General features: G+C 55.2%; 18 protein-coding genes. 10 read left to right on the forward strand and 8 right to left on the reverse strand.

From position 1 onward, the window contains the following. From recF to dnaA, 3 genes are read right to left on the reverse strand one after another with little or no spacing between them, the layout of a single operon-like run. Nucleotides 1-1095 carry a DNA replication/repair protein RecF gene (recF, locus tag EF096_RS02445; RefSeq protein ID WP_123888030.1) on the reverse strand — a complete coding sequence of 365 codons (1095 nt, stop codon included), beginning with the start codon at nucleotides 1093-1095 and terminating at the stop codon, nucleotides 1-3. A 6-nt stretch (nucleotides 1096-1101) separates the two neighbouring features. Beyond that, nucleotides 1102-2205: a DNA polymerase III subunit beta gene (gene dnaN / locus EF096_RS02450; RefSeq protein ID WP_123888031.1), complete on the reverse strand. Its 1104-nt coding sequence runs from the start codon at nucleotides 2203-2205 to the stop codon at nucleotides 1102-1104. 46 nt (nucleotides 2206-2251) lie between these two features. Further along, a complete protein-coding gene (dnaA, locus tag EF096_RS02455; RefSeq protein ID WP_123888032.1) occupies nucleotides 2252-3760 on the reverse strand; it encodes a chromosomal replication initiator protein DnaA in 1509 nt (502 codons plus the stop codon). A 600-nt stretch (nucleotides 3761-4360) separates the two neighbouring features. Between dnaA and rpmH the strand changes: the two genes are divergently transcribed. The 5 genes from rpmH (at nucleotide 4361) to mnmE (ending at nucleotide 8293) form a co-directional block, all read left to right on the forward strand. Next, nucleotides 4361-4495, forward strand: coding sequence for a 50S ribosomal protein L34 (gene rpmH / locus EF096_RS02460; protein ID WP_092286972.1), 135 nt, complete (start codon nucleotides 4361-4363; stop codon nucleotides 4493-4495). A 14-nt stretch (nucleotides 4496-4509) separates the two neighbouring features. Then, nucleotides 4510-4905, forward strand: a complete 396-nt coding sequence (gene rnpA / locus EF096_RS02465; RefSeq protein ID WP_123888033.1) for a ribonuclease P protein component — start codon at nucleotides 4510-4512, stop codon at nucleotides 4903-4905. Then, the gene (yidD, locus tag EF096_RS02470) at nucleotides 4898-5149 is read left to right on the forward strand and encodes a membrane protein insertion efficiency factor YidD (protein ID WP_123888034.1); all 252 of its coding nucleotides are present in this window, start codon (nucleotides 4898-4900) and stop codon (nucleotides 5147-5149) included. Before rnpA ends, yidD begins: the two co-directional genes overlap by 8 nt. Continuing rightward, nucleotides 5146-6840 carry a membrane protein insertase YidC gene (gene yidC, locus EF096_RS02475; protein WP_123888035.1) on the forward strand — a complete coding sequence of 565 codons (1695 nt, stop codon included), beginning with the start codon at nucleotides 5146-5148 and terminating at the stop codon, nucleotides 6838-6840. Before yidD ends, yidC begins: the two co-directional genes overlap by 4 nt. Before the next feature lie 82 nt (nucleotides 6841-6922). Next, the gene (gene mnmE, locus EF096_RS02480; protein WP_123888036.1) at nucleotides 6923-8293 is read left to right on the forward strand and encodes a tRNA uridine-5-carboxymethylaminomethyl(34) synthesis GTPase MnmE; all 1371 of its coding nucleotides are present in this window, start codon (nucleotides 6923-6925) and stop codon (nucleotides 8291-8293) included. Between the two features lie 6 nt (nucleotides 8294-8299). Here the strand turns inward: mnmE and arsB are convergent, their stop codons facing one another. From arsB to codB, 5 genes are all read right to left on the reverse strand, one after another. After that, nucleotides 8300-9316, reverse strand: a complete 1017-nt coding sequence (gene arsB, locus EF096_RS02485) for an ACR3 family arsenite efflux transporter (RefSeq protein WP_123888037.1) — start codon at nucleotides 9314-9316, stop codon at nucleotides 8300-8302. Nucleotides 9317-9461: 145 nt separating this feature from the next. Then, the gene (locus EF096_RS02490; protein WP_123888038.1) at nucleotides 9462-10823 is read right to left on the reverse strand and encodes an MFS transporter; all 1362 of its coding nucleotides are present in this window, start codon (nucleotides 10821-10823) and stop codon (nucleotides 9462-9464) included. A gap of 104 nt (nucleotides 10824-10927) precedes the next feature. After that, nucleotides 10928-12184: a cytosine deaminase gene (gene codA / locus EF096_RS02495; protein WP_123888039.1), complete on the reverse strand. Its 1257-nt coding sequence runs from the start codon at nucleotides 12182-12184 to the stop codon at nucleotides 10928-10930. After that, nucleotides 12168-12932: a PucR family transcriptional regulator gene (locus EF096_RS02500; protein ID WP_123888040.1), complete on the reverse strand. Its 765-nt coding sequence runs from the start codon at nucleotides 12930-12932 to the stop codon at nucleotides 12168-12170. Before EF096_RS02500 ends, codA begins: the two co-directional genes overlap by 17 nt. Before the next feature lie 3 nt (nucleotides 12933-12935). Next, nucleotides 12936-14219 (reverse strand): cytosine permease, encoded by a 1284-nt coding sequence (gene codB, locus EF096_RS02505; protein WP_123888041.1) that lies wholly within the window; start codon nucleotides 14217-14219, stop codon nucleotides 12936-12938. A 685-nt stretch (nucleotides 14220-14904) separates the two neighbouring features. Here codB and mnmG point away from each other — a divergent pair. The 5 genes from mnmG (at nucleotide 14905) to EF096_RS02530 (ending at nucleotide 19981) form a co-directional block, all read left to right on the forward strand. Continuing rightward, entirely contained in the window at nucleotides 14905-16803 is a 1899-nt protein-coding gene (mnmG, locus tag EF096_RS02510; protein ID WP_123888042.1) for a tRNA uridine-5-carboxymethylaminomethyl(34) synthesis enzyme MnmG, read from the forward strand. Between the two features lie 5 nt (nucleotides 16804-16808). Next, complete coding sequence (rsmG, locus tag EF096_RS02515; protein WP_123888043.1) at nucleotides 16809-17444, forward strand: 16S rRNA (guanine(527)-N(7))-methyltransferase RsmG; 636 nt, start codon at nucleotides 16809-16811, stop codon at nucleotides 17442-17444. Between the two features lie 153 nt (nucleotides 17445-17597). After that, nucleotides 17598-18401, forward strand: coding sequence for a ParA family protein (locus EF096_RS02520; protein WP_123888044.1), 804 nt, complete (start codon nucleotides 17598-17600; stop codon nucleotides 18399-18401). Nucleotides 18402-18420: 19 nt separating this feature from the next. After that, nucleotides 18421-19281 carry a ParB/RepB/Spo0J family partition protein gene (locus EF096_RS02525; protein ID WP_123888045.1) on the forward strand — a complete coding sequence of 287 codons (861 nt, stop codon included), beginning with the start codon at nucleotides 18421-18423 and terminating at the stop codon, nucleotides 19279-19281. Between the two features lie 301 nt (nucleotides 19282-19582). Next, a complete protein-coding gene (locus tag EF096_RS02530; protein ID WP_123888046.1) occupies nucleotides 19583-19981 on the forward strand; it encodes a F0F1 ATP synthase subunit I in 399 nt (132 codons plus the stop codon). Nucleotides 19982-19999: the final 18 nt, after the last annotated feature.

Raw genomic sequence — 19999 nt, forward strand, 5'->3', positions numbered from 1 at the left:
TCATTCGGTCTGCACAATGTGTCCATGTTCCACGTGGAACATGGATAAAGGTGTCTCTTTTTTCCAGCAGTTCAGTAGCGGCTCAGGCTCAACGCAGGTGATAAACACCTGACAGTCGAGCGACTCAAGCAAACTACAAAGCGCCTGCCGGTGGTTCTGATCAAGTTCGGAAGGAAGGTCATCAACCAGGAATACGCAGTCCTGTTGCCGCCCAAACTCCTTTAGCATTCGCCCCTGCGCCAACTTCAACGCGCAGACCACAAGCTTCTGCTGCCCTCGGGATAAAACCTCAGCCGCATTGAGCCCCTGGATTCTTAGCCGCAAGTCAGCGCGTTGAGGCCCGGATTGGGTATGCCCTATCGATAGGTCACGATCAAACTGACTATCCAACACCTCGGCCAGAGAGCGCTCCTTGTCCCAGCCGCGATAATAACTGAGGGACAAACCGTCGAGCCGCAAGAGCTCACTGAGCACCGCTTCAAATACCGGCTTTAGCTGGCTGATGTACTCCCTGCGGAACAGGTCTATCTGCTCGCCAGCGGCGACCAGCTCTGTCTCCCACGGGGACAACATCGAACGCTCGATTCTACCACGTCGGAGCAATGAATTCCGTTGTTTCAGGCTCTTTTGCAGACGCTGCCAGGCAGGCAGAAAACGATGTTCCACGTGGAACACACCCCAATCGAGATACTGCCTGCGCTGTTTGGGCGCACCTTCAAGCAAACGAAAGCTATCAGGATTGATCAGTTGCAGCGGCAGAGTTTCCGCAAGCTGAGCGGTGCTTTTAACATTCTGGCCATTAACCCGTATCTCATAATCAGCCTGCTTGTTACGGGTAATACCCATGGAGCAGAGGGGTACAGACGGCCGCTCAATTTCAGCAAAGACCGTACAGGCATTCTGCTCGTACTGAATAACCGGCTGCAGACGTGTACTGCGAAAGGAGCGAGCCAGACCCAAAATATGCACGGCTTCCAACAGACTGGTTTTACCACTGCCGTTGGCGCCGGAAAGGATATTGATACGAGGGGAGGGGAAGATGGTCACCGGGTGCAAATTGCGCACCGCGGTGACGGAAAGGCGTTTTAGCGGCATTACGCGTTAGAGGCGCATAGGCATGACGACGTAAAGACTGTCTTCGGACTCGGCTTCCTGAACCAAGGCACTGCTGTTGGCATCGGACAAAATCAGCTTTGCCTGCTCGTGTCCCAGCACGTTCATCACATCGAGCAGATAACTGACATTGAAGCCAATCTCCAGCGCGCTGCCGTTGTAATCGACCATCACTTCTTCTTCCGCTTCTTCCTGCTCAGGGTTGTTGGCCTGAATCTTCAACTGGCCAGCCTGCAGCATCAAACGAATACCGCGGTACTTTTCGTTCGACAGAATCGATGTGCGACTGAAGGCGTCGCGCAGCATTTGACGGTCGGCCAATACAATCTTGTCACCGCCGCGTGGCAGCACACGCTCATAGTCCGGAAACTTGCCGTCTACCAACTTGGAGGTGAAGGTAAAGTCACCGGTGGTCGCGCGAATGTGATGGGTGCCCAGCACAATGTTAACGCTGTTATCTGCTTCACCCAGCAATCGAGACAATTCGAGAATACCTTTGCGCGGCACGATCAGCTGATAGCGCTCCTGGTAATCTATCTCCGCATCGACGGTGCACATCGCCATACGGTGACCATCGGTAGCCACGGCACGCAGTTGACCCTTATTAATCTCAAGCAGCAGGCCGTTGAGGTAATAACGCACATCCTGCTGCGCCATGGCAAAACTGGTGCGCTCAATCAGACGGCGTAGTTTCGCCTGGCTTATTGAAAAACTCATAGCGCCAGGACCGTCTTCCACGTTCGGGAAGTCATTGGCCGGCAGAGTAGCCAAGGTAAAGCGGCTGCGCCCTGCCTTGATGATCGCTTTGTTTTCTTCGACCTTGAAGGTCAACGTGGCGTCATCCGGCAATGATTTGCAGATGTCCATCAACTTGCGCGCGGGGACGGTAACCTCACCGGCCTCGGCTGACTCTTCCAGGTTAATCCGACCCACGAGCTCAACTTCAAGATCGGTACCGGTCATCGACAGGGTATTGCCGTCTACGACCAACAACACGTTGGACAGCACCGGGAGTGTCTGACGACGTTCAACAACCCCTGCTACCAATTGCAGGGGCTTCAACAGGGCTTCGCGCTGAATGGTGAATTGCATTTGTCTTCCTCGACCTCGTGCAGTTTGGCAGATGGTTGCTTGACTATCAGGTAGTCAGAGTCCTTAACAGATTCTTATAATCTTCGCGGATATCAGCGTCAATTTCACGCAGTTCTGCAATTTTACGCGTAGCGTGCAACACCGTTGTGTGATCACGACCACCAAAGGCGTCGCCGATCTCGGGCAAGCTATGGTTGGTTAGCTCTTTTGATAGCGCCATAGCCACCTGGCGTGGCCTGGCCACCGAACGCGAACGGCGCTTGGATAGCACGTCGGACACCTTGATCTTGTAGTACTCGGCGACGGTACGCTGAATATTATCAATACTGACCAACTTGTCCTGCAAGGCCAGCAGGTCCTTGAGCGAGTCACGGATCAACTCAATGGTGATATCCCGACCCATAAAGTGAGAGCTGGCGATAACCCGCTTGAGCGCACCCTCTAGCTCACGCACGTTGGAACGAATACGCTGCGCAATAAAGAAGGCGGCGTCATGCGGCAAATCTACCCGCGACTGCTCGGCCTTCTTCATCAGGATGGCAACGCGGGTTTCCAACTCCGGCGGCTCAACCGCCACCGTCAGCCCCCAACCAAAACGGGATTTGAGACGTTCTTCCAAGCCATCAATTTCACGCGGGTAACGATCACTGGTCAGGATGACCTGCTGACCGCCTTCAAGCAGCGCGTTGAAGGTATGAAAGAATTCTTCCTGCGAACGCTCCTTCTTGGCGAAAAACTGAATATCGTCAATCAGCAACGCATCAACCGAACGGTAGTAGCGCTTAAAGTCGTTGATCGCATTCATCTGCAGCGCCTTGACCATATCGGCAACAAAACGCTCGGAATGCAGATAAACAATTTTTGCTGCGGGATTTTTCTTTAGCAGGTGGTTGCCCACCGCGTGCATCAAATGCGTCTTACCCAGACCAACGCCGCCATAAAGGAAGAGCGGGTTATAGCCGTGCTTCAAATTGTCGGCGACCTGCCAGGCAGCTGCACGAGCAAGCTGGTTGGATTTACCCTCAACAAAATTCTCAAAGGTAAAACTGCGATTCAGGTAACTGGTGTGCTTGACCAGATTATTGCCGGCTTGCTCGTTACGATCAGGCGCTGTGCGATTCTCTTCATCGGATTCAGCGAAGGCTTTGCCCGCGTCCGGCTGAAAACCCTGTGCGCTGACCTGCGCACGGGGCGCGGCGGCTGGCGCGGTTTGACGCGGAGCGGGTGGTGGCGGCTGACTAGCTGGAGCGGAAGGGGCCGAGGTTGCGTTACCGCTTGGACGCGGCGCAACAGCTCCTGCGGAAGTAGTGCGACGACTACCGATCAGTAGCGACACCAAAGGCGCCTGACCATGCGACAAGTCATCAAGCAGCTCCTGAATACGGTTCAGGTACTTGTCGTTGACCCAATCAAGAACAAAACGGTTGGGTGCATAAAGGCGGATCTCACTCTGATCACCATCGGCCTGTAAGGGACGAATCCACGTATTGAACTGTTGGGATGGAAGCTCATCTCGCAAAAAATCGATGCATTGCTGCCATAGTTCAACAGACACTAAATCCCCCGGTCCGCCACGGGTGGCGGTTTTTATTGAAGTCGGATGGTTACCACAAAAGCCAGCGCTCAGGCGGTACAACATAGCCGACTATTCTATCCCTTCACCAACGACTTATCCACACTGGATGGCACTGATTCCACTCTTCGGCATGCGTCAGTAAGTAGCACTAAAAACCGGCGTACTTTTAAATTCAGGCTACCGAGCCTTGCAAAACGTGCCCTGTAGACCTTGTGGAAAACTGCACTTGAGCTTTGTTGGCAACTATCGCTAAAAGCAGTGGGTAAGTCTGCCTGTGGATATCTAGCCACTTTATCCACAACAAGAGCACATCTTTGACCCCCTCCTGCCAACCGCTTGCCCACAAGGTTATACTTGCGCCAAGAGCATGATTTAAAAGCGGTTAAATGACTTATCCACGGAAAAGTGCTGCACCATATACAACAACATCATTTATCTATTTAAAGATCTGATTTTATTTTGTTTTTTAGTTATCCAATCAGGTGTAATTCAAATTGACCTAAGCGATCTTATTCTCTAGAATTGCCGATCCCTTGAAAGGGCACTTTGCTCTGATGTGAATTACTCAGGTATCTGAAGATGAAAAGAACGTTCCAACCCAGCGTATTGAAGCGCAAGCGCAACCATGGTTTCCGTGCACGTATGGCCACCAAAAACGGTCGTGCGGTTTTGGCCCGTCGTCGTGCCAAAGGCCGTCAGCGCCTGTCAGCTTAAGAACCGGCTGCCAGGTGGGTCTCGGCTTCGCTCCTGAATACAGGCTATTAACGCCTGCTCATTTCAAGAACGTATTCGATGGAGCCACCTGTAAAGCCTCAGGACCCAGTCTGTTGTTGCTTGCCAGAGAGAACGAACTGGCACACGCCAGGCTGGGTCTGGTTATTGCCAAGAAAAATGTCCGGCGGGCAGTTGATCGTAACAAGGTCAAGCGTGTCGCCCGTGAGTCGTTCCGCCAGCATCGCGCTGAGTTGGGCAACCTGGATATTGTCGTGCTCGCTCGTAAGGGCGTAGGCGACCTGGACAATACTGCTCTACATGCTCTCTACGAGGGCATGTGGCGCAGGCTTATTAAGACCGCTGCGAAAAATCGCTCACGCACCTCTGGACCCCCGTCATCCAATGCGTAATGTCGCACTCGGACTGATCAAGGTTTACCGCTACGCTATCAGTCCTCTGATGGCCAGCCATTGCCGTTTCTATCCCTCCTGTTCCTGCTACGCCCAAGAAGCCATAGAACAACATGGTTTGCTCAAAGGCGTTGCGCTGAGTGCCCGGCGCCTGGGGCGCTGTCACCCGTGGAATCCTGGCGGGTACGATCCAGTACCAACTCACTCTGACAACCGACCTTCCCAGATGGCCAAAAAACCATGAACATGCAACGAAATATCCTCATAGCTGCCTTGCTCGTGATTACCTATCTCATGGTTTTGCAGTGGAACACTGATTTCATGCAACAGGATCTTCCCCCTGTTGCTGAAACCAACGTGGCACCGATCAATAATTCCGATCTGCCTACCGACACTGCTCCTTTGGCTGATGGTGCGAACAGCGATGTTCCCCAGCCAATCGATGCCAACGGTGAACCTACCGTGAGCGCCGGTGACCTGCCAGCCAAACAGAACGACAACCTTATCCAGGTTTCGACCGGTACGCTGAATGTCACCATCAACCCGATTGGCGGCGACATTGTCTCGCTGTCACTGCCCCAATACCCAGCGCGCAAGGATCGTCCGGATCTGCCTTTCCAGCTGATGGAACAGTCCAGCAACCGTCTGTACGTCGCGCAAAGTGGTCTGACTGGCCGCCAGGGTCCGGATAGTGCCAAAGGTCGGGCACGCTACACCAGCGAGCAGAGCAGCTATACCCTGAGCGAGGGTCAGGACAGCCTGGTGGTTGACCTGAAAACCAGCGATGCAGGCGTTAACTTCACCAAGCGCTACACTTTCAGCCGCGACACCTATCTGGTTGAAGTGGACTACCTGATCGACAATCAGAGCACCGAGAGCTGGTCCGGCAGTGCCTTTGGGCAGCTCAAGCGCGATAGCAGCGGCGATCCTTCCAGCTCTACTGCCACCGGCATGGCCACCTTCCTGGGTGCTGCCTACTGGAGCGCAGACAGCTCTTATACCAAGATGAAGATGGGCGAGCTGGATGACGAAAAGCTGAACGAAAAGGTCAACGGCGGCTGGATTGCCTGGCTCCAGCATTACTTTGTCAGTGCCTGGATACCCGATGCGAACACCCAGCACACCTTCAGCACACTGAAGGATAGTCAGGGTAACTACATCGTTCGTTTCACCAGCCCCTCGGTCAGCGTTGGGCCAGGTGAGCAGGCCACGATCAAGAGCCAGTTCTATGCGGGTCCGAAGATTCAGGACGACCTGAAAGCGATTTCGCCCGGTCTGGATTTAACCATCGACTATGGTTTCCTCTGGTGGATTGCCCAGCCGTTGTTTGTCGTGCTGAGCTTCATCCACAGCTTCGTCGGTAACTGGGGCTGGAGCATCATCCTGCTGACCTGTCTGATCAAGCTGATCTTCTTCCCGCTGTCTGCCACCAGCTATCGCTCAATGGCCAACATGCGCCGGGTAGCACCCAAACTGCAGGCACTGCGTGAACAGCACGGCGACGACCGTCAGAAGATGTCGCAGGGCATGATGGAGCTGTACAAGAAAGAGAAGATCAATCCGCTGGGCGGCTGCTTGCCGATTCTGGTGCAGATGCCGGTCTTCATCTCGCTGTATTGGGTACTCATGGAGAGCGTCGAGATTCGTCAGGCCGAGTGGCTGGGCTGGATCACTGACCTGTCGCTGAAGGATCCCTACTTCATACTGCCGATCATCATGGGCGCGACCATGTTCCTGCAGCAACAGCTGAACCCGACTCCGCCAGATCCGATGCAGGCCAAGGTCATGAAGATGCTGCCTATCGTCTTCACCTTCTTCTTCCTCTGGTTCCCTGCTGGTCTGGTGCTGTACTGGGTGGTCAACAACTGCCTGTCTATCGCACAACAGTGGTACATTACTCGTCAGATCGAGAAGGGCGCAGCCGCCAAGAGCTGATCGCGAGTCTGCCAGTCAAACGCCCCGTTTTCGGGGCGTTTTGCTTTGTGTATGCCATGCCAGTGAATGACCAGGAGCGACCATGAACCAGCCTTACCACGCCGATACCATAGCCGCACTGGCCACCGCGCCCGGTCAGGGTGGCGTTGGCATTATCCGCGTGTCTGGCCCGAGTGCCTTGCCGATAGCCAGGCTGATTGCGCGCCGTGAGCCCAAGCCGAGATACGCTCACTACGGGCCTTTCTGGTCCGGTGAACAGGCGCTGGATCAGGGGCTGACGCTGTTCTTCCCTGGGCCGCATTCCTTTACCGGTGAAGACGTGCTGGAGTTACAGGGGCATGGTGGTCCTGTGGTAATGGACTTGCTGCTCAAAGCCTGCCTTGCTGCCGGTGCGCGTCAGGCCCGGCCAGGTGAGTTCAGTGAACGCGCCTTCCTGAATGACAAACTGGACCTGGCGCAGGCTGAGGCCATTGCCGACCTGATTGAAGCCAGCTCTGAACAAGCTGCGCGCAATGCACTCAATTCCTTGCAGGGCGTGTTCTCGGATCGGGTTAATGCGCTGACCGAATCATTGATTGCCCTGCGTATCTACGTTGAAGCCGCCATCGACTTTCCCGAGGAAGAAATAGACTTCCTCGCCGACGGTCATGTGCTCTCGCAGCTGGAGGCAGTGCAGGCCGAGTTGACCCAGGTACAACGCCAGGCAGGGCAAGGTGCGCTGCTGCGGGACGGCATGACAGTGGTGATTGCCGGCCGCCCGAATGCGGGCAAATCCAGTCTGCTCAATGCCTTGGCTGGCCGCGACAGCGCTATCGTCACCGATATCGCCGGTACCACCCGCGACATACTGCGTGAGCATATTCACATTGACGGAATGCCACTGCATATCATCGACACTGCGGGCCTGCGCGATACCGACGATCAGGTTGAGCGTATTGGCGTGGAACGCGCCATGGCCGCCATCAATGAAGCCGACCGCATTCTACTGATGGTCGACGCCAGCCAGCCCGAAGCTATGGACCCGGATCAGTTGTGGCCGGAATTTCTGGCGCTAAAGCCGGACCCAGGCAAGGTCACGCTGATCTACAACAAAGTGGATATCACCGGAGAGTCTGTGGGCACCGCCACCGCAGCGGATGGCTCGGTAAGCTTGCGCGTTTCCGCCAGGCAAGGCGAGGGCATTGAGCTGCTACGCGAGCACCTGAAAGCCTGCATGGGATTCGAGCAGACCGGCGAAAGCCTGTTCAGCGCTCGCAGGCGCCATCTGGACGCGCTGGAAGAGGCTGCCCTTCATCTTGGCCACGGCTATCAACAGCTGACTCTGATGGGCGCTGGCGAGCTACTGGCGGAAGATCTGCGTATGGCACAGCAATCGCTCGGTAGCATCACTGGTGTTTTCAGCGCCGATGACCTGCTGGGACGCATCTTTTCCAGCTTCTGCATTGGCAAGTAGCCTAGATCAACTAAAGCTTCCTCTATTGCGGTTGAGCAGCCAGACCAGTGACAACATTACGGGTACCTCAACCAGCACACCTACGACGGTTGCCAGGGCGGCGCCCGAGTGTAAGCCAAATAAGGAAATCGCCACTGCTACCGCTAACTCGAAAAAATTTGATGTGGCGATCATGCAGGCAGGGGCCGCAACAGAGTGCGCCAGCCTTAAACGTTTAGCGACGACATAGGTAAGGGCAAAAATACCGTAGGTCTGGATCAATAACGGCACGGCGATCAAAATAATCACCGTTGGCTGTCGCAGGATAGTTTCGGCTTGGAAACCAAAAAGTAGCACGACCGTTGCCAGCAAGCCGACGATCGACCAGGGCTTCAAGCGGCTGACAAACGCGTCCAGACGGCGGTGATCATCATTCGCGCGCAACAGTTTGCGCGTAAGCATCCCAGCCACCAGCGGCAGCACTACGTACATAGCGACCGAGAGCAGCAGAGTTTCCCAAGGCACCTGAATATCGCTAACGCCCAACAAGAAGGCAGTTATGGGAGCGAAAGCAAACACCATGATGATGTCGTTGATCGAGACCTGCATCAAGGTGTAGCTGGGATCGCCTTTGGTCAACTGACTCCAAACGAAAACCATCGCCGTACAAGGCGCCGCCCCCAATAAAATCATGCCCGCTATATATTCACTGGCTGACTGCGGATCTACCCAGTCAGCGAACAGGTAATGGAAAAATAACCAACCGAGCAACGCCATACTGAACGGCTTGATCAACCAGTTCACTGTCAGCGTCAGTATCAGACCTTTGGGTTTACTGCCGACCTCCTTCAGTGAGCGAAAGTCGATTTGAATCATCATCGGGTAGATCATCAGCCAGATAAGCAGCGCTACCACCAGGTTGACCTGTGCATATTCGAGCGCTGCCAGACTGGCAAACGAAGCGGGCGCCAGGCTGCCGAAAACCACCCCGGTAGCAATCCCCAAGGCTACCCAGAGTGAAAGGTAACGTTCAAATATTCCCATCTTAGTCTTCCCTTGAAGAGCGGCGGCGATCGAACAACAGTAGCCTTGTCCATCAGCAATGAGTCGGTTCACTGCGCGAAGTATGCGCTATAACAGACAGGCTGAGCGACCCATACGAAGTCTGCTGATCTCAGCATCATTGGGATTAGCGTATTGGCGTCTGACTCATGCGAAGACTGCTTACGATCGCGGCAACACAGGCAAAACTACCAGCTGCGATGAGCGAAGCGTGCGTGCCGTTGTCGGCAAACAGGTTGAACGACAACGCCACCAACGCAGCCCCGGTAGTTTGTCCGACCAGGCGGGCGGTGCTCAGCATGCCACTGGCACCGCCGCTGCGCTCAAGCGGTGCGGCGGTCAGAATAGTGTGATTATTAGGCGACTGAAACAGTCCGAAGCCTGCGCCGCAGAGCAGCATGCGCAGCATGATTTCAAGGTGCGTGGCCTCTTGCGGCAGAGCCGCCAGCATAAACAGACCGGTCGCAAAGATGGCCAGGCCAATCCCGCCCAGCAGCCCCGCGTGCACTCTGTCCAGCAGACGCCCGGCGATCGGCGCCATTACCATGGTTGCCAGCGGCCAGGGCGTCATCAGCAAACCGGTTTCGATCTCACTCAGACCCAGGGTCTTTTGAAAGTAGAACGGAATGGAGACCATGGCGAGCATCTGCGCGGCAAAGGAACAGACCGAGGTGCCAATGGATAGCGAGAACACCGGAATCCGCAACAGATCAATTGGCAGCAATGGAAAGGGCTGATCCAACTGCCGGCGCACAAAGAACCAGCCGACGACTATCGTCAGCACCAGCGGTAGCCCAATCATCCAGCCCGCATGACCCTGTGCAAAGCCGGTTAACGCAGCGAAAAACAAACCAAAGGTAATGGCGTTCAGCAAGCCACTAAGCTTATCGAAACGTTGCTCACGAACCCCGGCGTTAGCCGGTAAGAAACGGTACCCCATGATTAGCGCGAGCAGGCCAATAGGCACATTGATGGCGAACAGCCAGGGCCAGCTGGCAATCGACAGCACGCCGGCCGCCACGGTTGGACCGGCGGCGGCGGACACCGCTACGATCAGCGTGTTGATAGCGATACCGCGAGCCAGAATGCGGCGGGGATAGATCAGGCGGGTCAAGGCGCCGTTCACGCTCATCACCGCAGCAGCGCCCAAGCCCTGTAGCATGCGCGCGATCGTCAGGGTGAGTAACGAATCGCTAAGCGCACAGAGTACCGACATAGAGGCGAAAACACCGAGCCCTATGAGGTATACCTTGCGGTAGCTCCAAAGATCACCAAAGGATGCCAGCGACAGCAGGCTCATGGTGATCACCAGTTGGTAGGCGTTGACGATCCAGATTGAATTGGCCGCGCTGGTACCCAGGTCATCGGCAATGGTCGGCAAGGCCACATTGGCGATCATGCCGTCCAACACGGCCATGGTGACCCCCAGCGCTATGGCAATGATGGCGCCAAGGCGCTGGGGCATCGGCAGGCCATCGAGGTCTTTCATCAGAGATCAGCAGTCCTTGCGGCAGGGCTTGAAGATATGAAAACTACCCGCAAACGATAACATATCCATTGGCACGCCCCGCCTCAATAGTCTGCCGATCAGCTTCAATCCCAACCAGCGACGGAATTGACAACAGCCTCACGCTGCAGCAAACAGCGACCATCGCGAATCGATGCCAATACCGGTGATTGATTCAGCAACACCTCATAGGGGGTTGCGCCGTTCAGCACCATGCAACGCGCAGGCAAACCTGGCGCGATACCATAATCGCTGAGGTTGAGTGCTGCCGCGCCATTGCTGGTGACAATCTCCAGCGCTGTTTCGATCCGCTCAATACCGAGCATATGGCAGGCGTGCAAGCCCACATCCAGAGTGCGCAGCAGATTGCCGTTGCCCATCGGATACCAGGGATCACGAATCGAATCCTGGCCCATACAAACCTTTAAGCCAGCGTCCAGCAGCTCCGGCACACGGGTAATGCCGCGACTCTTGGGGTAGCCGTCAAAACGACCTTGCAGGTGCAGGTTTTCGGTTGGCAGGGCGACAAATCGCAGGTCTGCCTTCTGCAACAGGCGAAACAGTTTGCTGCAGTAGGCGTTGTTGTATGAGTGCATGGCACAGGTATGGCTGGCGGTAACCCGCGTGCCGTAATCACGGCTCAGAGCCTCAGCCGCCAGAACTTCAAGAAAACGCGAGTTCGGGTCGTCAATTTCATCGCAGTGCACGTCGACCAGACAATCGTTGTCTTCAGCCAATTGCATCAACATCTTGACCGACTCGACGCCGTAGTCACGCGTGAACTCAAAGTGCGGGATACCACCAATCACGTCCGCACCTATCTCTACCGCACGGCGCATCAGATCCTGCCCGCCGGGGAAAGACAGGATACCTTCCTGCGGAAAGGCCACAATCTGCAGGTCAATATGTTCACGTACGCGCTCGCGCACCTCGACCATGGCTTCAAGCGCCACCAGCGACGGGTCAGTGACATCAATATGGGTACGCACATACTGAATACCGTGCGCGGCAAAGAGTTTGAGTGTCTGCTCAGCACGGCTGATCACGTCTGCATGGCTTAACGTCGCCTTGCGTTCAGCCCAGCACTCGATACCTTCAAATAAGGTGCCGCTGCGATTCCAGCGCGGCTCACCGGCTGTCATCGCTGCATCCAGGTGAATGTGGGGCTCAACGAAAGGCGGCGACACCAGATTGCCACCGGCATCGAGCTGCTGCTCGCCCGCAGACAGCTTTTCCGACTGGGCAACCAGGCTAACAAAGCGTCCATCGCTGATGGTCAGTGTGTGCAGCCCATCCTTGCCGGCTAAACGTGCGTTGATGATGGCTTCAGGGTGTTGAATCATGGGGTGTCTCCAAAATGTCTGCTTTCTCGGCTGTTTTTGACAACAGCACGTGCAGCAGTATCAGTGTTTGCATGTCGGCAGGACGTTTAGGGTCCAAACCGCTCATGTTAAAAATCTTGTTCAAGCGATAACGCAGTGAGTTGCGATGACAGCCCAATTGCTGTGCCGCCGCCGACAGGTTGCCCTGCTGTGCCAGCCAGGCGTCCAGCGTCGATTGCAGCGGGCTCAGTTGCTCTGGTGCACAAGCAATAAAGGGACGAACGAAATCGGCTATCTCTGTCGCGCTCCCCAGTCGCTGCTGCAACCGGTCTGCCAGTGAGTCTGCCTGTTGCTCAGCCCGGCGGGCATACGCCTGTTCGCGCTGCACAATGGCCCGGCTGATGGTCTCCGTCACCTGCACCATCGGCAGCGAATAAGGCTGCTCCAACAAGGGTAGCGCCAGTTGGTCGGCCAACCGCAGCAGACCATTGGGCAACTGACCTATATAAGCTTCGCCGGTAAGAATAACCAGGCCGGCAACCCCCGATTGCACCGCTTCGTACAGCCGTTCAGTCAAGCTGGCTTGACTGTGATGACGGCCTATCCCGGTGATAAAAACCAGCTCTCCGCCCTGTATCCAGGGACTGAAAGAGCGGTTCTCTGCGACATAGGGCCAACGTACTGGCCGCTCCCCACCTGCCAGGCCTGCGCGCAGCACAATAGCGCCGAGACCGGGCAGAGTAGGGATGTCGGCGCAGCGCAGCAACACCGGTTAAACACTACCCATGGCACTGGCGCGACGGGCCTTAACACCGGCAACCACCGTTTCCAGCAAGGCATAGCTCAATGCCGCCACCAGCACACCGACCAAGGGAGCGACCCAGGCAGAGGTGTAAGCCACCAGGGAACCGATGGCATACGCACTAAGCCCCACGATATTAAAGGCAGGCAACTTGGCGCTGGCGATATCGGGGTACTCGCCGCGGTAACGCACAAAGAAGTTACCCATAATCACGCCGCCCACCGGCGGAATAAAGGTACCCAGCAATACCAGGAAGGGAATCAGCCATTCATACATCCCGAGCACCGCCAGCAGCGTTCCTATGGCAGCGCCCACTAGGGTGATCGTCTTGCGGCGACGCGTACGCAGCATGTTGCAGCCAGCCACCGCAAAGTTGTAAACCGTATTGTCCTGCGTGGTCCACAGATTCAGAAACAGCATCAGAATACCCAGCGTGGCCAACCCCTGCGCCACCATGATATCGACGATATCTGCTTGCTGATAAACCAGTGCGCCCAATGCGCCGACCAGGGTCATCAAGCCGTTGCCCAGAAAGAACGCCGCCAGGGTAGCCAACACGGCCGTCTTGCCGGAGCGAGCAAAGCGCGTCCAGTTGGTCGCTTGGGTTCCGCCGCTGACAAAGGTGCCGAACACCAGGGTAATCGCCGCCGCCACGCTCAAATCACTGGTCGGAGTAATGCTGGTCAAACCGGCCAGACCGCCTGCGTCGGAGGTGGCAATAAACATGCTCACCGCGATCAACACAATCATCGCCGGAACCGCAATTCGCGACAGCAACTCAAGTCCGCGATAGCCAATAAAAGCGGTGACACAAAAACCGAAACCAAAAATCACCATCAAGGGCAGGGTAGCCCCCTCGGGTAAGCCAGTCATTTTCACCAGCAGCAGCGCCATGGTAGCGGTACCCCAGGCGTACCAGCCAATTTGGGTAAAACCAAGAATGAAATCAGATAATTTGCTACCAATATCGCCAAAAGCGTAGCGACTCATTAACGCGGTGTTCATGCCGGAGCGCGCCGCTATATAGCCAAGAATCGCGGCGTAGATGCCAAGCAGCAGGTTACCTGCCAGCAGGACCAGCATCAGGGTAGAAAAATCGAACGCGGTGCCAACGGTGCCGCCGGCCCACATGGTCGCGGTAAAAAAAGTGAAGCCCAAAAGCACCAGCCCCATGGACCACAGGCTTTTTCTGGCCGAAGCCGGTACCGCGCTGAGCGGATAGTCCTGCTCTTGCGCCGTGGTGTTGTTCGTCATCGTTACTCTCCTGTCGTTCAATCTATCTGCAGCCGAGCGAGCATCGCAGCAGCCTGCGGTTCAGTGGATCAGCAGGGTTTTTGCAATGGCTATGCCAGCACCTCTCTTTCGGCTAATAAGACCCGATCGGCCCTGAATATTTTTGTGCATTTTGCACAAAACCTCCAGTGCAACAGATTCTATGTGCTCCGAAAAAGCGCTCTCGCCAAGCGGTTCTTGGCTAACTGCACCAGCATGTGCAGTTAAATAGGCAGTAAAAAGCCGCGTTAAACAAAAAAAATCAGCGGCTAAGCCCTGTGGAAAACCGCACCTAAGCCCGGTCCATAACCCTGTGGGTAAATAGGGGTATAACTCGCCTGTGGATAAGTAAGCACTTTATGCACAGGACCAGCACCCGCTTACCCACCAGTGCAGTACCGCTTTCACACATACTTATGCTTTTCCCAAGTCACTGAATAATATTGACTTTATTCGCTTACCCACAGAAAAAGCGCTACTCATTAGTAGTAACTACATTAAGCTCTATATAAATCTTTATCTTTAATTCTATATAAGTACCTTGTCCTGATCGCGTTCGAATCCCTGTACAAAAAATACTCAACAGCAGCTGCAATTTTTCCCGTCAGACCCTATAATCAGCCCCCTTTTTCCGAAGCCAGGCAAAACCTGAGCAACGAGGTGTTACGTGGATTTCCCCAATCGCTTTGACGTTATCGTCGTAGGTGGTGGTCATGCTGGTACTGAAGCCGCTCTGGCGGCTGCTCGTATGGGCTCGAAAACCCTACTGCTGAGTCACAACGTTGAAACGCTGGGCCAGATGAGCTGCAATCCCGCCATCGGCGGTATTGGCAAAAGCCATCTGGTCAAGGAAATCGATGCCCTCGGCGGTGCCATGGCTATCGCTACCGACAAGGCAGGCATCCAGTTTCGTGTGCTCAACAGCCGCAAGGGCCCTGCAGTGCGGGCAACCAGAGCGCAAGCTGACCGTGTTTTGTACAAGGCCGCGATCCGCGAGATTCTGGAAAACCAGCCGAATCTCTGGATATTCCAGCAAGCCTGCGATGACCTGATTGTTGAACAAGGCGAAACCAAAGGCGTTGTCACACAGATGGGCCTGCGTTTTCTGGCTGACAACGTGGTACTGACCACTGGCACCTTCCTCGGTGGTCTGATTCACATTGGTCTGGATAATTACTCGGGCGGCCGAGCCGGTGACCCGCCAGCAATTTCTCTGGCTCAACGATTACGCGAATTACCCTTACGCGTTGATCGTTTGAAAACCGGTACACCACCACGCATCGATGGCCGCAGTGTGGATTTCAGCAAGATGACTGCACAGCCCGGCGATACGCCGATTCCCGTGATGTCGTTCATGGGTAACGCCGAGCAACATCCTGCCCAGGTGAATTGCTGGATTACCTACACCAACGAGCGCACCCACGAGATCATTCGTAACAACCTCGACCGTTCGCCCATGTATACCGGCGTGATCGAAGGCGTGGGACCGCGGTATTGCCCGTCGATTGAAGACAAGATCCATCGCTTCGCCGACAAGGATCAGCATCAGGTATTTATCGAGCCAGAAGGCTTGACCACGCACGAGTTGTATCCCAATGGCATTTCCACTTCATTGCCATTCGACGTGCAACTGCAGATTGTGCAATCCATTGTTGGCATGGAAAACGCGCACATCCTGCGTCCCGGTTACGCGATTGAATATGATTACTTCAATCCGCAGGATCTGAAGTATTCGCTGGAAACCAAGGTGATTGGCGGCTTGTTCTTTGCCGGTCAGATCAACGGCACCACCGGTTACGAAGAAGCTGCAGCCCAGGGATTGCTGGCCGGGTTGAACGCCTCGCGGCGTGCCCAGGGTCTCGAGTCCTGGTGCCCGCGTCGGGACGAAGCCTACATCGGTGTGTTGGTTGACGATCTGATCACCATGGGCACCCGTGAACCCTATCGCATGTTTACCTCGCGAGCTGAGTACCGGTTGGTACTGCGCGAAGACAATGCCGACTTGCGACTCACCGCCAAGGGCCGCGAATTGGGACTGGTTGATGATGCCCGTTGGGCCGCGTTCAATACCAAGCGCGAAGCCATTGAGCAGGAAACCCAGCGTCTGCGCAGTACCTGGGTACAGCCCAGCAGTGAAATTGGCAAAGCCTATAGCGCGCGGTACAACACGCCTTTGACCCACGAATACAATCTGCTGGATTTGTTGCGCCGGCCGGAAGTCGATTACCAGGCACTGAGCGAGTTGACCGGGAAAGTTGAGATCCCCGCCGATGCCGCTGAGCAGGTTGAGATTCAGACTAAATACGCCGGTTACATTGAGCGTCAGCAGGAAGAAATTGACCGTTTGCGTCAGCACGAACAGACCACACTGCCATTGGATCTCGATTACAGCAGCTTGAGTGGGCTGTCGAATGAGATCCGCCACAAGTTGTCTGATGTGCGTCCCCAAACCCTCGGCCAAGCCTCGCGGATTCCGGGCGTCACGCCGGCAGCGGTGAGCCTGTTGCTGATTCATCTGAAAAAACGCAACGCCTTGGGCGGTAGCAAATTGGCCCAGGAGGCATAACCCCCATGGTGGACCACGCAACACAACTGGCCAACGGCGCCAGTCAGTTAGGCATAGACCTGCAGCCAGAGCAGAGCGACAAATTGCTTGCCTACCTCGGGTTGCTGAACAAGTGGAACAAGGCCTATAACCTGACCGCAGTGCGTGATCCGGATGAAATGGTTAGTCGGCATTTGCTCGATAGCTTGAGCATACTGCCGTATGTCCAGGGTGATACCTGGTTGGATGTGGGCAGCGGCGGCGGCATGCCAGGCGTGATTCTGGCGATTATGTGCCCTGACCAGACGTTCAGCCTGCTCGATAGCAACGGCAAGAAGACCCGGTTTCTTACCCAGGTTAAGCTTGAGCTGGGCCTGGATAACCTGCAGGTACTCAACTGCCGGGTAGAAGCCCTGGAGCAGGACCAGCCGTTTGCCGGTATTACCTCCCGTGCTTTCAGCGCATTGGGCGACTTTGTGCAGAAAACCCGTCAGCTAGGCAACACAGAAACTCGCTGGTTGGCGATGAAAGGCGTGTATCCTGACGATGAGCTGGCGGCGATGCCGGTCGACTTCATGCTTGAGCGTAGTGCAGAATTATCGGTTCCCGGTTGCGTGGGGAGTCGACATCTGTTGATACTGCGACGCTCGGATCAGAGTTAATTCGCACAGCAGACTGTTGAAAAAATAGGCAAGGCAGCTCGTATCCGAAGAAATGGCAAAACACACAGCATGTCTGGGTGGGCGCTTTTTTTGCCGTTTTTACGGCAATATTGGCAATACAGGAAGTTTTCAACGGCTTGATAGGGGGTCTACGTGGGCAAGGTATTGGCAGTAGCCAACCAGAAAGGCGGAGTGGGTAAAACCACCACCACCATCAATCTTGCCGCTTCATTGGCCGCAACCAAACGCAAGGTGCTGCTGATTGACCTGGACCCTCAGGGCAACGCCACCATGGGCAGCGGTGTCGACAAGGCGGAATTGGATAACTCCGTTTATGAATTGTTGACGGGGCGTTGTGAGTTTGCCGACGCCCTGCGGACGTCAGAGCATGGTGGTTACGATCTGCTCCCCGCCAACGGTGACCTGACTGCGGCTGAAGTTGAGCTGATGAACATCAAAATGAAGGAAAGCCGGCTGCGTTATGCCCTGGTCAAGGCACGTACGCAGTATGATTACGTGCTCATAGACTGCCCGCCGTCGCTGAACATGCTGACCGTCAATGGCTTGGTGGCAGCAGACGGGGTGATTATCCCGATGCAATGCGAATACTATGCACTGGAAGGGTTGTCGGCATTGGTCAATACCATTAGCCGAATCAGCTCGCTGCTCAATCCCTCGCTGCAGATTGAAGGTCTGCTGCGCACCATGTATGACCCGCGCAACAGCCTGACTCTCGACGTGTCCGCGCAATTGACCGCGCATTTTGGCGATAAGCTCTACCAGACCGTAATACCGCGTAACGTGCGTTTAGCCGAAGCCCCCAGCTTTGGCATGCCGGCGCTGACTTATGACAAACAATCGCGTGGCGCCGTGGCCTATCTGGCGCTCGCTGGCGAATTGGTGCGTCGCAACCGACAGGCAGCCAAAGCGGCTGCCGTGACAGATTCAACCGAATAACCAAAAGGACATCAGCGGCATGGCGGCTAAGAAACGCGGCTTGGGACGGGGACTGGATGCGCTGCTCGGACAGAGCAATGCAACCGAGGGCAACGGCTACAGCCAGGATCAGCAACTCAAAGAACTACCAGTTGACCTGATTCAGCGTGGTAAGTATCAGCCTCGCCGCGATATGGATCCGCAAGCGCTGGAAGAACTGGCCGAATCCATCCGTGCTCAGGGTGTCATGCAGCCGATTGTAGTGCGTTCGATTGGTGGCGAGCGCTATGAAATCATCGCTGGCGAGCGTCGCTGGCGCGCGACTCAACTGGCTGGCCTGGATACCATTCCGACGGTTATCCGTGATGTGCCCGATGAAGCTGCCATTGCGATGGCTCTGATCGAAAACATCCAACGTGAAGATCTCAATCCCATCGAAGAAGCCATTGCACTGCAGCGACTGCAGCAGGAATTTGAGCTGACCCAGCAGCAGGTAGCCGATGCTGTAGGCAAGAGCCGCGTCAGTATTACCAACCTGTTGCGTCTGACCAGCTTGCCGGAAGACGTCAAGCTGATGCTAGAGCGTGGTGATCTGGAAATGGGTCATGCGCGTGCCTTGCTCGGGTTACCGGCAGAGCAGCAAACCACCGCAGCACGTCAGGTAGTGGCCAAAGGGTTAACCGTTCGTCAGACTGAAGCGCTGGTTCGGCAATGGCTGAATCCCCGCCGCGATCCGGGTCAGCAACGGCTGAATCCCGATGTAGAGCGTCTGCAACAGGATTTGGGCGAACGCCTTGGTGCTGAGGTGAAGCTGCAGCATGGAGCAAAAGGCAAGGGTAAGTTGGTGATCAGCTACAGCTCACTGGATGAGCTTGATGGCATTCTTGGACACATCCGCTAAGCTCCTTTGACTTGGCGGCAGCCTGTTATGGCTTTGTCTTGGATCAATAATTATTACAAAACATGACCGTAATATAGGTAATTGCCAGTGTTGACCACAAGATGTAGTGCTCCAGCAGCAAGTACAACCAAGTGAAGCAAAACTCCCGCTAACTTCAGTGATCATGCGACTTCACGGGGGGAGACGGGTCTAGCGTTTTGTTGATTCAGGGCAGGCGAACACATATAATCACCGGCGCTTTACGGCTAGCCCGGTAATTCGATTCAGACACGCAGCGTCCGGCGAGAAAAGCAGAGTAGTTATGACGACAATGAAGACCAATGCCATTCGTCGTCCTCCGCTGGGCAAATGGTTTGCGTTCCAGGCTGGCGTAATTCTTTTAATGGGGCTGGTTTTTTGGATTAAAAGCCCCGTGGCGGCTTATTCCGCCTTGCTGGGAGGCATCATTTTTTTCCTCCCCAATGTGTATTTCGCGCTCAAGGCTTTTCGTTATAGCGGTGCGCGTGCTGCCAAGCAGATAATGGGATCATTTTATAAGGGTGAGACAGGCAAGCTCATTCTTTGCGCCATCCTCTTCACGGTGGTGTTTAAAAGTATTAAGCCGCTAGACGTCGCGGCACTGTTTCTAACATTTGCGATCATGCTGGTTACCAACTGGCTAACACCGGTAGTTTTCGGTGGTAAAACGCAGCAAAGCTAAAGGACCTGAGAGAACGAT

This window comes from Pseudomonas neustonica, from assembly GCF_003797945.1.
Classification (GTDB): Bacteria; Pseudomonadota; Gammaproteobacteria; order Pseudomonadales; family Pseudomonadaceae; genus Halopseudomonas; species Halopseudomonas neustonica.

What these genes read in the sequence shown, in the direction of transcription:
- recF (WP_123888030.1), bottom strand. Translation starts at nt 1,095, where the DNA reads ATGCCGCTAAAACGCCTTTCCGTCACCGCGGTGCGCAATTTGCACCCG.
- dnaN (WP_123888031.1), bottom strand. Translation starts at nt 2,205, where the DNA reads ATGCAATTCACCATTCAGCGCGAAGCCCTGTTGAAGCCCCTGCAATTG.
- rpmH (WP_092286972.1), top strand. Translation starts at nt 4,361, where the DNA reads ATGAAAAGAACGTTCCAACCCAGCGTATTGAAGCGCAAGCGCAACCAT.
- yidD (WP_123888034.1), top strand. Translation starts at nt 4,898, where the DNA reads ATGCGTAATGTCGCACTCGGACTGATCAAGGTTTACCGCTACGCTATC.
- yidC (WP_123888035.1), top strand. Translation starts at nt 5,146, where the DNA reads ATGAACATGCAACGAAATATCCTCATAGCTGCCTTGCTCGTGATTACC.
- mnmE (WP_123888036.1), top strand. Translation starts at nt 6,923, where the DNA reads ATGAACCAGCCTTACCACGCCGATACCATAGCCGCACTGGCCACCGCG.
- arsB (WP_123888037.1), bottom strand. Translation starts at nt 9,316, where the DNA reads ATGGGAATATTTGAACGTTACCTTTCACTCTGGGTAGCCTTGGGGATT.
- EF096_RS02490 (WP_123888038.1), bottom strand. Translation starts at nt 10,823, where the DNA reads ATGAAAGACCTCGATGGCCTGCCGATGCCCCAGCGCCTTGGCGCCATC.
- codA (WP_123888039.1), bottom strand. Translation starts at nt 12,184, where the DNA reads ATGATTCAACACCCTGAAGCCATCATCAACGCACGTTTAGCCGGCAAG.
- codB (WP_123888041.1), bottom strand. Translation starts at nt 14,219, where the DNA reads ATGACGAACAACACCACGGCGCAAGAGCAGGACTATCCGCTCAGCGCG.
- rsmG (WP_123888043.1), top strand. Translation starts at nt 16,809, where the DNA reads ATGGTGGACCACGCAACACAACTGGCCAACGGCGCCAGTCAGTTAGGC.
- EF096_RS02525 (WP_123888045.1), top strand. Translation starts at nt 18,421, where the DNA reads ATGGCGGCTAAGAAACGCGGCTTGGGACGGGGACTGGATGCGCTGCTC.
- EF096_RS02530 (WP_123888046.1), top strand. Translation starts at nt 19,583, where the DNA reads ATGACGACAATGAAGACCAATGCCATTCGTCGTCCTCCGCTGGGCAAA.